Source organism: Halalkalibacterium halodurans (assembly GCF_004376175.1).
GTDB classification, from domain to species: domain Bacteria; phylum Bacillota; class Bacilli; order Bacillales; family Bacillaceae_D; genus Halalkalibacterium; species Halalkalibacterium halodurans.
The window spans coordinates 1-16,072 of sequence record NZ_SNUY01000026.1; the positions used below are offsets into that span (position 1 = coordinate 1).

12 protein-coding genes and 1 riboswitch are annotated in these 16,072 nt (G+C 43.2%); of the genes, 11 read left to right on the forward strand and 1 reads right to left on the reverse strand.

The features are described 5' to 3' along the window. Positions 1-153 precede the first annotated feature (153 nt). The 9 genes from istA (at position 154) to E2L07_RS10090 (ending at position 14,010) form a co-directional block, all read left to right on the forward strand. Entirely contained in the window at positions 154-1,578 is a 1,425-nt protein-coding gene (gene istA, locus E2L07_RS10050; RefSeq protein ID WP_134229504.1) for an IS21 family transposase, read from the forward strand. Then, positions 1,575-2,300 (forward strand): IS21-like element helper ATPase IstB, encoded by a 726-nt coding sequence (gene istB / locus E2L07_RS10055; RefSeq protein WP_134229505.1) that lies wholly within the window; start codon positions 1,575-1,577, stop codon positions 2,298-2,300. Before istA ends, istB begins: the two co-directional genes overlap by 4 nt. Before the next feature lie 198 nt (positions 2,301-2,498). Then, the gene (locus tag E2L07_RS10060) at positions 2,499-4,037 is read left to right on the forward strand and encodes a tagaturonate reductase (RefSeq protein WP_134229506.1); all 1,539 of its coding nucleotides are present in this window, start codon (positions 2,499-2,501) and stop codon (positions 4,035-4,037) included. Continuing rightward, complete coding sequence (locus E2L07_RS10065) at positions 4,021-5,304, forward strand: glucuronate isomerase (RefSeq protein WP_134229507.1); 1,284 nt, start codon at positions 4,021-4,023, stop codon at positions 5,302-5,304. Before E2L07_RS10060 ends, E2L07_RS10065 begins: the two co-directional genes overlap by 17 nt. A gap of 88 nt (positions 5,305-5,392) precedes the next feature. Then, entirely contained in the window at positions 5,393-9,607 is a 4,215-nt protein-coding gene (locus E2L07_RS10070) for a bacterial Ig-like domain-containing protein (protein ID WP_243854940.1), read from the forward strand. Between the two features lie 339 nt (positions 9,608-9,946). Further along, positions 9,947-11,260, forward strand: a complete 1,314-nt coding sequence (locus tag E2L07_RS10075; protein ID WP_243854939.1) for a transposase — start codon at positions 9,947-9,949, stop codon at positions 11,258-11,260. A gap of 373 nt (positions 11,261-11,633) precedes the next feature. Further along, positions 11,634-12,758 (forward strand): prenyltransferase/squalene oxidase repeat-containing protein, encoded by a 1,125-nt coding sequence (locus tag E2L07_RS10080; RefSeq protein ID WP_134229508.1) that lies wholly within the window; start codon positions 11,634-11,636, stop codon positions 12,756-12,758. A gap of 92 nt (positions 12,759-12,850) precedes the next feature. Continuing rightward, entirely contained in the window at positions 12,851-13,177 is a 327-nt protein-coding gene (locus E2L07_RS10085; protein WP_010896674.1) for a cupin domain-containing protein, read from the forward strand. An 89-nt stretch (positions 13,178-13,266) separates the two neighbouring features. Further along, the gene (locus E2L07_RS10090; RefSeq protein ID WP_010896675.1) at positions 13,267-14,010 is read left to right on the forward strand and encodes a Cof-type HAD-IIB family hydrolase; all 744 of its coding nucleotides are present in this window, start codon (positions 13,267-13,269) and stop codon (positions 14,008-14,010) included. Positions 14,011-14,067: 57 nt separating this feature from the next. Here E2L07_RS10090 and E2L07_RS10095 read toward each other — a convergent pair whose 3' ends face one another. Continuing rightward, positions 14,068-14,217: a YjcZ family sporulation protein gene (locus tag E2L07_RS10095; RefSeq protein WP_010896676.1), complete on the reverse strand. Its 150-nt coding sequence runs from the start codon at positions 14,215-14,217 to the stop codon at positions 14,068-14,070. A gap of 208 nt (positions 14,218-14,425) precedes the next feature. On the opposite strand from E2L07_RS10095, the gene E2L07_RS10100 reads away from it, so the two are divergent. Beyond that, positions 14,426-15,067: a restriction endonuclease gene (locus E2L07_RS10100; protein WP_134229509.1), complete on the forward strand. Its 642-nt coding sequence runs from the start codon at positions 14,426-14,428 to the stop codon at positions 15,065-15,067. Positions 15,068-15,086: 19 nt separating this feature from the next. Further along, complete coding sequence (locus tag E2L07_RS10105; RefSeq protein WP_053432210.1) at positions 15,087-15,638, forward strand: shikimate kinase; 552 nt, start codon at positions 15,087-15,089, stop codon at positions 15,636-15,638. A 222-nt stretch (positions 15,639-15,860) separates the two neighbouring features. Next, positions 15,861-16,057: riboswitch (cobalamin riboswitch) on the forward strand. Positions 16,058-16,072 lie beyond the last annotated feature (15 nt).

Genomic DNA, 16,072 nt, shown 5'->3' on the forward strand with positions numbered 1-16,072 from the left:
TGTGTATGGCAAAATAAAAGTGCAGAGCTTTGCAAAGGAAAAATGCAGAGTCCTGCACTAAATTTTTGTGCGTAAACAAAAAAAGACTTGCCAGTCACCCCAAGTCCCACTACAGTAATTGTGTCAAGCAATTGGTAGTGGAGGTAAGAAAGGATGCTAGCAATGTCTGATATTAATTGTATCAAACATTTAAGAAATAACAAAGGTTTATCTATTTCAGAAATACAAAGAACAATGGGAATTAATTGGCGAACAGCTAAGAAGTATGCGGATGAAGATCAACTCCCTAAACAGAAATCATTTAAAAAGAAAGGGATGATGTATGAGGAAAAGTGGGGAGAAATTGTTTCAGATTGGCTTTTTGAGGATTTAAAGTTAAGGAAAAAATTAAGAAGAACAAAGAAACAAATATTTGAAGAACTAAAGGAAATGGGTTTCCAAGGTTCTTATCGTACTGTTTGTTACTTTATCTCTGAATGGATGAATACTCACCAAGAAGAAAAGGATAAAGGGTATGAAAGATTAGAACATCCTCCGGGTGAAGCTCAAGTAGACTTTGGAGTAATGGAAGCTGTACAAGATGGAGAAATTGTGGATATTCATGCTTTAGTTATGACGTTTCCTCATAGTAATGCTGGATTTGCAGTACCGTTACCAGCTGAAAATCAAGAATGCTTCTTACATGGCCTCAATATTCTTTTTAAACAGGTTGGGGGAGTACCTAAAAGGATAAGAATCGATAATTTGACCCCCGCTGTGAAGAAAAAAAGGACAAAAAATGAAGAAGCACAATTAACTGATGAATTTGTTCAATTTCAGAATTATTATGGCTTTGATGTGCAGGTATGCAATCCAAGAAGTGGCCATGAAAAAGGAAATGTTGAGAATAAAGTTGGATATATACGCTATAACTTTTTTACTTCAGCTCCAATAATGGACAGCTATGAGGGTTTAACGGATCAATTATTTCATAAATTAGAGGCGGACAGAAATAGAATTCATTATGCCAAAAACGTACGTATTGAGGACTTATGGCAGGAAGAGCGGGATTATCTTCTAGCCTTACCAGAAAAGCCCTATCCTGTATTTAAAGAGCATCTTGTTAAAGTAAACAAATATAATGAAGTGAAAGTGGACCAGACGTTGGTTCATGTCCCTAAGGGTGGCAACTATAGTCAATTACAAATGATATTAACATGGGATCAATTAAAGATTGTTTCACCTAATGGGGAGATATTATTGGATGACTATCGGCCATATATGAAAAAGCGAAAAGCATTACCATGGCTTTCAATAATTAAAACATGGATTCATAAACCAAGGGTTGTAGAATATTCGCGCTATCATAAGTATTTACCGGGAAGAATTAAAGAATTTTTGTTGGTAGATAATTTAATTATTCGACGAAAACGATTAGAAGCTCTAGCTAGTTTATTAGTTTCTCATGACATGAAGAAGATTAATGAAGAGTTCTATGAATTAATTGCACAGGATAAGCTACCTAGTGATAATAATCCTTATGAAGTGGACTGGAGTAAATACGATTCATTAGCTCCTAGAGAGGAGGCTGTCAATTGAAACAGGACATTAAAGAATTGTGTAAGTCATTGAGGTTAGCTTATGTTGCGGATGTATACGAGCAAATACCGTTTGAAACTCCGGAACAATTCTTGTATGGGCTACTTAAGGAGGAAATAAGATTAAGAGAAAAAGCGAGAGCAATCCGCTTGATAAAAAAGGCGAAGTTCTTAGATAAAAAGAGTTTACATGATTACGAGTGGACCGAACAACTTCGGTTCCCTCCTCACTTAACCAAAGAGGATTTGTGTAGCCTACAATTTATTGAGAATCGAGAAAATGTAGTTTTAGTTGGTTCACCCGGGACAGGGAAGACTCATTTAGCCACAGGACTAGGGAGAAAAGCTTGTGAACTAGGTTATGAGGTTCGTTTTTACCGTGTTGCCCACCTAGTTGAGGAATTAGAGCAAGCTTTACGTAACAACCGTTTATCAGCATTTAGAAAACGGATGGAGAAGGTTGATTTGGTCATTTTAGATGAAATGGGATACTTACCATTTAGTAAAGAAGGAGCTGAATTATTATTCCAAATTATATCGGAGTTTTATGAACAGAAAAGCGTCATTATTACATCTAACTTAGAATTTAGTCAATGGAACCGGATCTTTACAGATTCTCGTTTAACAGCAGCGTTAGTGGACAGGCTAATTCATCACGCCCATATCATCTCTTTTCATGGCGAGAGCTATAGACTGTCCCACGCATTGTCGAAAAGGAATTAAATGGGTGGCAAACCTCTGCATTTTTCATTGCATTTCTCTGCACTTTTCTATTGCAAAATACATGTGTGGTAACCTCAATTATCTACAGAAATCAGGGAGTGGCAATTTTTTTGCTTATAAAGCCCTCTAACATAGGATTTAATAGCCTATTTTTATATAAAGTTTTGACAATACGATGATGGATGAAGGGGTGAAACGATGGAAAAGTTATCACATGGGCTTGTGACTAGCCGTAATATGATTCGTTATAAAAGCTCCCAATTGCCGGAGCGTGTGCTTCAATTTGGCGAGGGAAACTTTTTACGTGGATTTATCGACTGGATGATCCAGCAAATGAATAAGCAAAACGTTTTTAACGGCCGGGTTGTGGCGATCCAACCAACGCCTCACGGAAAAGTCGTACCGAAGCTACTGGCACAGGATAGTCTCTATACGGTTTGGCTTAGAGGAATTGCGGACGGAGAGACGGTCGATCATCATGAGGTGATCACGTCGATTTCCAGGGGAATCAATCCATATACAAATTGGCAGGACGTTCTTGAAGTCGCCGCATCACCAGACCTTTCGGTTGTTTTCTCGAATACGACCGAGGCTGGGCTGACGTATTTAGAAGAAGGTTATGACAAAGAAAAGGCACCCCTTTCATTCCCAGGGAAGCTTGCTGCATGCTTATGGCACCGCTACGAAACATTAGGGTGGGGTGAAGGGTCGGGCCTCGTGATTATTCCGTGTGAGCTTGTTGAACAAAATGGGAAAGTCTTGAAGGAGCTCGTTTGCCGCTATGCAAAAGCGTGGAATTTTCCGCAAGAGTTTTTTACTTGGCTCGAGCGAGAAAACGAGTTTTGCCATACGCTCGTCGATCGAATCGTCCCAGGATTTCCGAGTGACACTGCAGATGAATGTTTCGAAAGGTTAGGCTACGAAGACATCCTTCTTACTGTCGCAGAACCGTATCACCTCTTCATAATCGAGGGGTCGGAGCGTGTCCGCAAGCTACTTCCCTTTAACGAAGCAGGCTTACATGTGAGATGGAACCATCTGGAGAAGCATCGCAACATGAAGGTACGCGTGTTGAATGGGACTCATACGTTTATGTTTGCCTTATCGTATCTTTCAGGTGTGGACACGGTAGGAGAAGCAATGGCAGATGAGCAGTTGTGCTCGTTTATTCGCAAAGGCTTGTTTGAAGAGATCATCCCGTGTGTGGACGCACCGGAGCAAGAAGTGACCGCCTTTGCCGAAACGGTGCTTGAGCGATTCGAAAATCCATTTTTGCAACACCGACTAACCGATATCGGTTTAAATGCGGTGAACAAGTTTCGAACGAGGCTCATGCCAACATTCAACGATTATGTAGCGCAGACAGGAGAAGCTCCGACTTATCTGCTGTTCTCCCTTGCAGCTCTCATAAACTATTACCGTGGCGTTGAGGAAGATGGACCGTTTTTAATCGGAAGACGTAGGGAAGACTCTTATCTTATTCGTGATGATCTAGAAGTGATTGAAGCGTTCAAAGTGGGATGGCAACAGGTGAATACCGGTAAACTTTCTCTTGCTCAGTTATGTGAAGACTTATTAAGCAAAAGAGAACTTTGGGGCGTAGATCTATCAATGGAACGAAAGGTTGTTGACAAGGTAGCAGAGAGTTTACAAATAATCGTTGAAAAAGGGATGCGTCAAGCGATCAGTGGAGTTCTTAATCAAATAGGAGGGAATAACCATGTCCATAAACAGTAGGGAAGTGTTAGCGGAAAAAGTGAAGAACGCTGTCAACAATCAACCGGTAACGGATATGCACACACACCTTTTTTCACCCAACTTCAGGGAGATTTTGCTTTGGGATATAGACGAGTTGCTTACGTACCACTATCTCGTAGCCGAGGTGATGCGTTGGACCGATGTTTCGATTGAGGCATTTTGGGCCATGTCGAAACGGGAACAAGCAGATCTTATCTGGGAGGAGCTGTTCATTAAACGTTCTCCTGTCAGTGAAGCGTGTCGCGGAGTGTTAACGTGTTTGCAAGGCTTAGGGCTCGATCCAGCGACACGTGATTTGCAAGTCTATCGCGAGTATTTTGCGAAAAAAACGAGCGAAGAACAAGTAGATACGGTGTTGCAGTTGGCGAACGTTTCCGATGTTGTCATGACTAATGACCCGTTTGATGACAATGAGCGCATAAGCTGGCTGGAAGGGAAACAGCCGGATTCTCGGTTTCATGCAGCGTTGCGACTCGATCCGTTATTAAATGAGTATGAACAAACAAAGCATCGTTTGCGCGATTGGGGCTACAAGGTGAACGATGAATGGAACGAAGGGTCGATTCAAGAAGTCAAGCGATTTTTAACCGACTGGATTGAGCGAATGGACCCTGTTTATATGGCTGTTTCCCTTCCACCGACGTTCTCCTTTCCAGAAGAGTCGAACCGTGGGAGAATCATTCGTGATTGTTTGTTACCGGTTGCCGAAAAGCACAACATCCCATTTGCGATGATGATCGGGGTGAAGAAGCGAGTTCATCCGGCGCTAGGGGATGCTGGCGATTTTGTCGGCAAAGCGTCAATGGATGGAGTGGAGCACTTGCTCCGTGAATACCCAAACAATAAGTTTTTAGTCACGATGCTATCGCGCGAAAATCAACATGAGCTCGTCGTCCTTGCCCGAAAGTTCTCCAACTTGATGATTTTCGGCTGCTGGTGGTTTATGAATAACCCTGAAATCATTAATGAGATGACGAGAATGCGGATGGAGATGCTCGGCACTAGCTTTATTCCGCAACATTCTGACGCTCGTGTGTTGGAGCAGCTCATTTACAAATGGCATCACTCAAAATCGATCATAGCCGAGGTGCTTATTGACAAATACGATGACATTTTGCAAGCCGGCTGGGAGGTAACCGAAGAAGAGATTAAGCGCGATGTAGCAGATCTATTCTCACGTAATTTTTGGCGATTCGTTGGCCGGAATGATCACGTCACATCAGTGAAGGTGGAGCAGCAAACGTAAAGACAGGTACAACGGGCAGCTTCCTGCTGCTCGTTTGTTAAAACGGATTATGTAAGCGCTTTCCATTAAGGGAGAGGAGGAGCTTTTCTTGAGCATATACCTGAAAAAAATCAGTATCGTCACATTGGTCTTTCTCATTGTTTTTTCTCACTTCCCTAGGCTAGGTGTCAGTGCAAATCAGGAAGAGTTGGAAGCAGGTTGGTCGTTTCGTGCTTTTGGCGGTAATACAAGTGAGGAACGGAATCCTCCACCTGTCATTCACGAGGATGGTTCGGTCACAATGACAGCGACCGGAGGAAAGATCGCAAGCGGGGATGAAGGTCTGTCTTTTATGTATCAGGAGCTTCCACATGACGTAAACTTTACCCTTCATGCCTCGGTTGATGTTCAACATTTTAATAGCAATCAGTCGGTTAGCACGCCGAACCAAAAATCGTTCGGGTTAATGGTACGCGATGCAGTGGGAGAAGATGGGGACAGTGCAGTGCAAACGGCCAACTATGTGGCAAACGGAGCGCTAGATACGGTTATGAAGGGTTTCTATAAGGAACAAGGTGTACAAACAAAATTAACGCCTTTCTCGTCTAGTCGACCCCCTATCTCAGGCGAAACGTACGAGCTTTCGATTACCAAGTCGGGGGATGCGTATCTTTTAACGGCAAACGAGGAGTCTGAGGTCGTTTTGACGGAAGGGAACTTTGATGAGACTTTATTTGCAGGCTTTTATGTGGCTCGCGACGCAGAAGTGACGTTTCGCGACTTTTCTCTCGTCATCGATAATCGCGTCGTAGAACAATTGATTGTCGACGATCAAGACATGAAAAAAGATTATTTTGTGGGGGAACCGTTCGATCCGACTGGGCTACTCGTGACCGCTCGTTTTATGACGGGAGAGGAACAGACTTTGTCTCCTGATGATTATTTTTGGACAGGCTTTTCGAGTGCAGAGCCGGGGGCAAGGACATTAACGATCCATTACTTAGGGGCTACCGAAACCATTGAGCTTAAAGTACACCAGACTGCAGTGGAAGACCTAGCGATTTTATACTACCCTGCGAAGACGACGTATTATTTGGGCGATCATTTTGATAGAGAGGGGCTTGTCGTGATCGCTACTTTAGCGACAGGAGAGAGACAAGAGGTGCCTGAGGATGACTATTTTTTATCGTTGGACGGGGAAGTGATCGATGAGTCGTTTACGTTTTCACGGCCGGGGGAGCTGGCCGTCGACGTAACGCTGAAGGAAGACCGTGCCATGAGCACCTCGTTCGCTGTCGAGGTACGGGATGCGGCTGTCACTCACTTAGAACTTTACACCCCTCCGGAAAAGCAGCTTTATTTTATTGGTGAGGAATTAAAGATGGACGGGGCGATCGTATACGCCCATTACAGTGATCAATCGCGCGTTCGATTGCTGAGAGGTGAGTATGACGTATCAAAAATAGACTCTTCTACCAGCGGCATGCAAAAGGTGACGATTACGTATAAAGGCGTAAGTGCGTCGTTTACGGTAGAGGTAAAAGAACGAGAGATACAGGAGCTCACGATTGTTCGTTACCCAAAAACGACCTATACGGTCGGAGAGGCGTTAGCTTTAGAAGGTCTAGAAATAGGGTACCTGTTTGATAATGGAGATGTGGAGAAAGTGTCTGAAGACGAATATGAGGTGGATGTTTCTGCTTACAATCAGCAACAAACAGGGGTTTACGATCTGTTTATCCATCCGCTTAGACAAGAGGTTGCATCGATCATTCTACCGGTCACTGTGCGGGAAGAGATCGAGTATGAGTGGAAGTCGATTCGATTTGGACAATCCACGTCCAATGCTCGAAATGTTGTGAATGACTTCGGAGATGGGACGGTTGAACTAATCGCCTTAGAAGGAGGCGGAAAGGTTACTGGGGATCACGATGGGATCACGTTCTATTACACGGAGCTTGATGCGGTAGAAGACAATTTTACGTTATCTGCCGATGTAAGGGTGAAAGAGTATGCTAAAAATCCCCATGATGGACAAGAGTCGTTTGGGGTGATGGCGCGGGATGCAATCGGACCTGCGAATGATGCCAGTGTGTTTGCCTCCAACATCGCGGCTGTCGGTGGCTATAGTGGGGGGACGCGGGAAGCAAATGGGACACAGCTCTTTGTTCGAACCGGTGTGTTAGCCAGTGACGGTGAAGGAAGCAAAGGGATTCAAAAAAAAATGCTCGATCAAGAAAAGCCGAGACCTGAAACCACTCATCCAGAGGCTTCATACAGGTTAACTTTAAAGAAAACGAACAGTGGCTTTATAGGTGCATTAAATGACGGGAAAGAAGAACTATTTTTTACACCGGACATCGTGAATGTTCAAGATTCGAAGATGTATATAGGCTTTTATACAGCACGACTAGCAACGATTGAAGTGAGCAATATTGAGCTGGAGGTGACTGCTGCCGCAACAGATTTTCCAAAACAAGAGCCACCAGAGGAACCAACCGCACCTGAATTGGATATTCTTTCTTTGTCTCGTGTTTCAAAGACGGATTATGAACTAATCGTCCGCGCAAATGTGGGCGGTTCCCTTACGATTAAGAAAGGGAATCAAACAATTGAAGAAAACCTTAACGTCGAAAAAGGAGAAATGATGACCGTTCCTACAACGGTGGCAAGCCATCAAAAGACAAATTTTAGCCTTTCCTTTATTCCAGACGATACACAGCTCCTGACGTCCTATGATCGGATCGTGAGAAACTTTACGGTGACGATGAAGACGTTTAATGAAGAAGGGGACCTTTATGTTTCTCCTGATGGTACGAGTGATGGGGATGGGACAAGAGGAGCGCCGCTAGATCTTGATACGGCGATTGATTTTATTATGGAAGGGCAAACAATTGTTGTCCTGGATGGTCATTATGTACGAGATTCGAAGCTTGAGATAAACAAGTACAATGATGGGACTCCTGATGCGATGAAAGCGCTGGTGGCTGAGCCAGGCACTCGTCCGATTATAGATTTTGATAGGCGGTCGGAAGGGGTCATTTTAAGCGGCAACTATTGGCACATTAAGGGACTTGATTTTACCCGTTCTGCTGGGAACACAAAAGGGTTTACCGTCGGTGGTAGCCACAACATTGTGGAAAATAGCCGTTTTTATGAAAATGGGGATACGGGTCTGCAAATAAGTCGTACCGATGGTTCAGAACATATTGCGGACTGGCCGTCCTATAATTTAATTTTAAATAGCACGTCGTTTGACAACCGCGACCCATCTGAAAACAACGCCGACGGCTTTGCCGCAAAGCTGACAGTAGGAGTTGGGAATGTATTTAGAGGATGTATTGCCCACAACAATATTGATGACGGTTGGGATCTTTATACGAAAGTAGGGACGGGGGCAATAGGACCAGTCTTGATTGAAGATAGCATCGCCTATAATAACGGCTTTCTCACCGATGGAACGGTCGGAGCAGGGGATAAAAATGGCTTTAAATTAGGCGGTGAAGGCATCCGTGTGCCACATATTATCCGAGGTAGCATGGCTTTCGGAAACGGAGCCTACGGATTTACGAGCAACAGCAACCCAGGTGTAATCGCAGAGCAAAACATCGCCTTCAACAATGGAGGAGGAAACTTAGACTTTACTACTTATCCTAACATTCAGCCAGACTTCACAATAGACGGATTTATTTCGTACCAGCACGATGCCAGTGCACGAGATCGTTACCCGGAAGAACTGGCATCAGACCGTAACTTCTTGTTTAATGGCCAATATTCGGAAAATAAGAACGGGGTTCGTTTAACGGATGCGAATTTTAAAAGCTTAGAGCCCACCATTCCATATGAACGGGACGATGCAGGTAACATTATTTGGGGCGACTTCCTGTCCTTCATTCCTCCAAGCGAAGAAGATGAAGAGAAAGAGATCATTGAGGCAAACGTTTCGTTTTCACCGCCGATTTTCCTGCTAGCTACCGGTCGTGGGAAAGGGGTGGCACTTGTGACGTTAGCTTTACCAGGTCCTTATAAGGCAAAAGATATTGACGTTTCCTCTCTAATTTTAAATGGGGAGGTGACTCCGGTTCGTACGATGCAAACCGGTAATCGAATGATGTTAAAGTTCCAGCGATCCGATTTAGCGCGTGTACTGGAGCGTGGACATAAAGTAGAAATACAAGTGACAGGCATGCTTCAAACCGGTGAATCATTTGTTGGCACGACGCACATTTTCGTTAGAGCCACAGGACAAATTTCTGTAACCCTTGATATTACTGATTCCATTCAATTTGCTACTATAGATGTGTTCCCATACCTTTTTACGTGATCAAGTTCTTTATGTTTTGTCAAACCTCAATTTTAGCGATTTTTGGCCATAATCAGCCATTTCACCATATCGTCATTCTAGTTATTTACAGGATTTTTATGGAAAACGGAAACTTTGATCATTCAGGCAAAAAGAAAAGCCATAATGGTGCTCCTTTGGTAGAATAGAAGTATCTAGCAACTATCACGAAAGGAGTTCATTATGACTACCTCTATCATACCAAAATCTTATTCAAATGTAATCTATCTTCAACCTTCTTTTTCATTTACAGAAGATTCATTTTCTTCTTTACGTCACCTTCCTTATGTTAAATTAGGGTTGGAGTTTCCTTGGGAGGAGGTGTTCTCTCCCATTGAACAAGAATTTCTCCAAGCACGGTTTGAATATCATTTTAAAAAACGAACTTCAACGGATGCAGCCCCATCTTCAACAGAATTATTTCCAGATATTCCACAGGACTTGAGCACATTGCCTACGAGATCTGCCAAAGGACGAAAAGGAGTGAACTTTTATGCTTTATTAAAAGCTTTCCTCTTGGCTCCACTCCTCTATGTGGAAGTAATGGTTTCCAGTGTACACCTTCAAGTTATTGGGAACTCTGACTTCCGGATGGTCTGTGGTTTTGATACACGACCATCCTTGAAAACATTTGAACGTTTTGATCAGATCATGATTGAAAACGGACTTTGGGAGAAAGCTCGGCAACTTATGGTGAGCTACAATCTTTTTCACGGTATCGTAGGAAAAGAAGAACAACTCGCTGTAGATACCACCCATGTAGATGCGGAAGCCACTGTCCATAAAATGAAGAAATGTAGCCATTCTGAGCCATGTCATTGCCCAAAGATTCCTACGGATGATAACGTAGGCGTGATGAGAAAAAGCAATACCGTCACGTACATTGCACATAAAATCTCCTTGGTCTGTGGTGTAGAGTCTGAACTTCCTTTGTCCAGAAGTGTGTTTAAAGGAGACGAACATGATGCAAAAACACTAGAACCCACTTTGGAAAAGGTAACGGAAGATCTTCCTGAAGAGTTCCTAAAAACAGTGCAATACGTGAGCGCAGATGGGATTTATCAATCAGCGGACAATCAACAACACACAAAATCCATTCTTAAAGCAAAGCTATTGGCTCCCATAAATCCACGTAAAATTCAAGATAAAGCACTTGAATCTTGTGGCATGACCAAGCTGGATAGGTATGGTGTTCCTCATTGTATTAGTGGCCATAAGTTACAATTGAAAGGGTTGGATGAAGCAAAAGAACACTATGTTTGGACTTGCCCAGTCTTTGATCCAAAATACAAGCAAGAAGGACTTTCCTGTTCGAATGAACAGCATATTCAATGCTGTAATGGCGCGAAAACTGGTAGAACGCTTCGTATCCATCAATCGATGACACCACAAATTGATACGGAGTTCCCACAACACCTCCAATCGTTCAAAAAGAAATACGCAGAACGAACTGCGATAGAGCGTGTTATTGGAATTGCCAAAGACGGACTTAGTATGCGAAGAGTACATAAAAGAGGTCGCTTGGCAGTCGAAGCTCATGTCGATCGATGTATGATCACTGCACATGCCTTGGCTTATATGTCTGTTCAAGGAACTGGGCAACTATATCGAGGCTGGACGAAATTATCGGCATAATAGAGAATCCACTTAAAACCAATATATGGAAATTATCCATCCATACAACCTCAAGGGGATAGTCTGCCCTTTTTTAATATAATTTCAAAAAAATGTAAACTCACTCTCCGCTCTTAGCCTAATTTAATTTTTTTCTACGCTAGTTCTTCTGTAAAAATCGCTATCAACCAAGCAGAAATTAATTTTGTCCGGACGCTCTTAAATAGTCATGTACTCACCGCGCACGATCAAGGAGCGGTGAGTCTTAGTTTCTTTGAAATATAATCATTTCTTCAGTTGTTGTCGTTTACTTGTAGAGTCAGATGCAATGATTGTTCAGTTATGAAGAAACAAAGGGTAACATGAAGCCATACTGACCATTGGGGGGAGAGCGATGGCATCATATGAATCACGGGTCGTTTGGGCTTTAATCGAAATTGAGGAGCTCATGGAATCGGTTATTTATTGGTTAGCACAAAGGTATGATTCCTCCTCTGGGGGATTTTTCTATGCTCAAAGTTCAGAGCATGTGAATGTAAAGATCCCTGATATCGAATCGACAGCCCAGGCGTTAAACATTTTAGAAAGGTACGATCTTTTAAGCGGAATGCCTGATGATGTAAGGCAGCAACTAATTGGTTTTTTTCAGATGAAGCAACAAGACACGGGTTATTTTCTCGATGACAATCCAATGATGGCAGAAGATGATGTGATGGTTGCAAGAGCTCTAAGCTACAGTTTGGGTGCTTTGAAGAAGTTAGGGGGAAAGCCTCTGCATCGATTACCAAACACAGCAGGGGCGTTGCCAAGCTATATGAAAACCCCAGAAGCTTATGGCGAGTGGCTCCGCTCGGTGAGTTTAAGCAATAGTTGGCGTGGCTGTGATCGGCTCTGTGTCTCGGGCGTGTACATTAAACAATTAACAGAGGAGAAGCGACCAATGTACTTACACGAAGCATTCTCCTATTTTGCTAGCATACAAGATCCAGTAACAGGTCTATGGGGCCAAGGGAATGACTATGTAAAAATTTCTGGTACGTTTAAGCTATTCACCTTCTACCAACAGTTTCAAAGGCAGCTTCCTAATGAGGGAGCGATTTATCAAAGCGTTATGAAAACACTTACCGAAAAGCCCGCTAAAGACATGTGTTATGTGCGAAATTCTATCAATTTGCTAGCTGCAATGGAGCGAGAGATAGAGCTGCCCGACGTGACGATAGTACTCGAGGCGATCGGCCTACAGCTAAAACGATTAAAGCAAAAGGATGGGGGATTTTCTCGGGAAATTTCAGGTTCACTGCCAGCTCCCAATGTAGGGCAAGTGAAAAAAGAGGAGAAATACTCGGAGTTGCCACAGCCGGTCATCCTTGGTGCTGGATTAATGGAAGGAGACATGAATGCAACAACCCAAGCGGTGCTCATTCATCGATTGTGTTATCAGCTGGCGAAGCGCCCGTTTCCTTTTGCAAAGATGGCTGGAGTACCCTTTTACTCGCTGATCAAATCAAAGGAGGCCTAACATGCTCGTGCATCCACTACCGAAAGAGAAACGGTTATAGACTGTATTTTGGACAGTAAAAGGTACAAGGAATAAGAAGGGGTGAATAAATAATGGATTTTGAACTTTGGGAGTATCCAGAGCCAGGGATCAAGCGCAAGCTGTATAAACCAGGTGAAAAACTTATGATAATGAAAGTCGTCTTTGAGGAAGGGGCAGAGGGGGCGAGTCATTCTCACCCTCATGAACAACTGACATACTGTTTAAAAGGGGATATGGAGTTTACAATTAAAGGAAAGGTGAAGCGCATACAAGAAGGAGAAGTGCTCACCATCCCACCTCATGCTGTTCATGGAGCGAAGGCGTTGGCGCCATCGATTATCCTTGATGTATTTACTCCACTTCGAGAAGATTTGCTTTCCGACACATCTTCTGTGTAATGGTTTTGTAAACATGCAGACTCTCCCTTGAAGCGTCCTGTGTATTTTCGCTAAGATGAAAGAAACAAAGGGAATTGGGGGAGAACGATGTGGGAGGCCCATACAAAATTATTGCATTGGATATGGATGGAACGTTACTTTCAAGCAATCATCAAATTTCAGAGGGAAATCGGCGAGCCATTGAAGAAGCTCGTAATCATGGAGTACATGTGATTTTGAGTACAGGACGAAGCTTCATGACATCCAAGGAATACATGGAATCACTGGCCCTTGACTCGTACCATATTACCGTAAATGGCAGTGAAATTTGGCATACGTCAGGAGAATTGATTGAACGGCAAATGCTTCACGGGCAACATATTGAAACGATGTGGAAACTAAAAGAGCAACACAATACAACCTTTTGGGCTGTTTCAACCGAAAAGGTGTGGCGGGGAGAATTTCCTGAAAACATTCATGAGCATGAATGGCTTAAATTTGGTTATGATGTTCCAAATCAGGAAATAAGAGAGCAGATCGAAAAGGAATTACAGGCTCATTCCGAGCTAGAAGTGACAAACTCAAGCCCTACGAATCTAGAGATTAACGCTATGGGCGTTAGCAAAGCAAAAGCTCTAGCCACAGTGTGTGAACGACTAGGGCTTACGATGGCAAATGTGCTTGCAATGGGAGATAGTTTAAATGATTTAGCGATGATTGAAGAGGCGGGCTGTGGAGTCGCGATGGGAAACGCCCAAGAGATCGTCAAGGAAGCCGCCGATTGGGTGACTGGAACAAACGATGAGGATGGGGTGGCCCAAGCGATTCGCAAGTTTGTTTTAGACAATAGCTAATAGCTATGTAAAACGCTCAGGGAAGAAAGCACCCTGAGCGTTCTTTGTCGAGAGATCTTATTTGAACCAAGAGCAACCTACAATGATCAACAAGATGAAAAGGACAACGATTAACGCAAATCCTTTCCCGCCATGATAGCCAGCTACAGGTCCATAACCAAAACCGCAGTCAAAGCCTGCACCAGCAACAGGTCCGTACCCGTACATACAAGCACCACCTTTCTATGAGCTTACTACACCGTATGCACTTCCCATTCAATGTGGTTGGGCTAATACACAGTCTTTGTTATCGATTCACAAAACTAGGGACGCGCTATGTCCTTTGACTAGAGGCCATTAGACACAGACAACATCTGTTTGCTTCTTTTCTCTAATCCCTTTAACATAGAAAGGAAAGCGAATGGAAGGGAAATTAATGATGGAATTCACATGGCAAATTGGAATAATCGTTGTCATCACAGTTGTGCTTTTGGTTGGCTGGGTGGTTTATCGACTAAAAGAAAAGAAGCGGTACGATGTGGCAAAGATCACGATCCGTGACATTGATCGAATGGACGGGCATGAATTTGAAGATTATTTGTTCGTTCTTTTAGCGGGACTCGGCTATAATGAGACATACCAGACAAAAAAGAGCAGAGACTTCGGAGCTGATTTATTATTTAACGATTCATCTGGAGCACGCACGGTCGTTCAGGCGAAATGTCTATCTGATGCTCTCGGAGTGAAGGCGATCCAAGAAGTTTTTACCGCTAAAGTTTACTATCAAGCGGAAAAGGCAATCGTCATTACGTCAACGGAAACGATCTCGGATCCGTGCAGGCGTCTAGCGTCGGCCGCTGAAGTTAAGCTGATTGAGCGGGAAGCTTTACAGGAAATTATCGCTCTCTTTAAACGAGAGCAAATGAAGCAGGCTCAGGATGTCATAGAAGCACCACCTGAAAAGATCAAAACGACACCAGAGGATAGCTATGTTTATCCTGAACAAGATCAGCAAGTGATCCGAAGTGGAGAGTTTTATTATAAAAAGCCATCGTCATTCTTCAAACGAAGTGGGTAAGAGAAAGAGGGAAAGATACATGAAGCGAATTCCATCGGTTAGAGAGCGGAACATTGTGTTGATTGGTTTTATGGGGGTAGGGAAAACATCCGTTGGGGAACAGCTGGCTAAGCGGTTATTTCGTGATTTTATTGACGTCGATCAGGAAATTGAAAAAACATGGAAAATGAAGATTTCCGATATTTTTCGCTTGAAGGGTGAAGAAGCGTTCCGTAAAATTGAACGGGAAATGACAATTGATTATTGTACGAATACATCACTTAAAGTGATCTCGTTAGGCGGCGGCGCCTACATGCAAGATGCGATTCGCACTGCGTGTCTCGACCATTGCATCGTCATTTATTTAGATTTGTCTTGGTCCTTATGGAAGGAACGGTTAAATGTATTAATAGACAATCGCCCCGTTCTACAAGACAAAAAAGTAGAAGAAATGGAACAGCTCTTTACGAAGCGGCAACCGACCTATCAAAAGAATAGCTTTCAAGTAGAAACAGATGGCCGAGAGGTAGCAGAGATAGTATCCTATCTAGAAGAAGTGATCAAGTTAGGGTGGGAAATTTACGGATCATAAATGATTAATTATACAAATCTATGCATGGGTAATAAGCGTTCAGCAAATCACTAATCTGCGAAACCAAATTAATGATATTAACTGTAAACCAGACCTAGCAAAGGGTTCGTCTCAGGTTCCAATTTGTTCATAAATCGGTTAGAAAATTTTCCTTGCATTTCCGATGTATGTTCTTTACCATACAATATATAGAGTCAAAAGCAATTAAACATTACAATATCTAGTGTTTATGGACGGTAAGGTGCCCGAAGCGGCTTAAAAGGGAATCTGGTGCAAATCCGGAGCTGTCCCCGCAACTGTGAGTGCTACGAACGGAACGATTTGCCACTGTACATCCTCTACTTCTTGAGAAATGTATGGGAAGGCTTCTAAGTAGGTAAAGCACGAGTCAGGAGACCTGCCTTACTTCCACAAGTTTCGCATCTTCGGGGGTT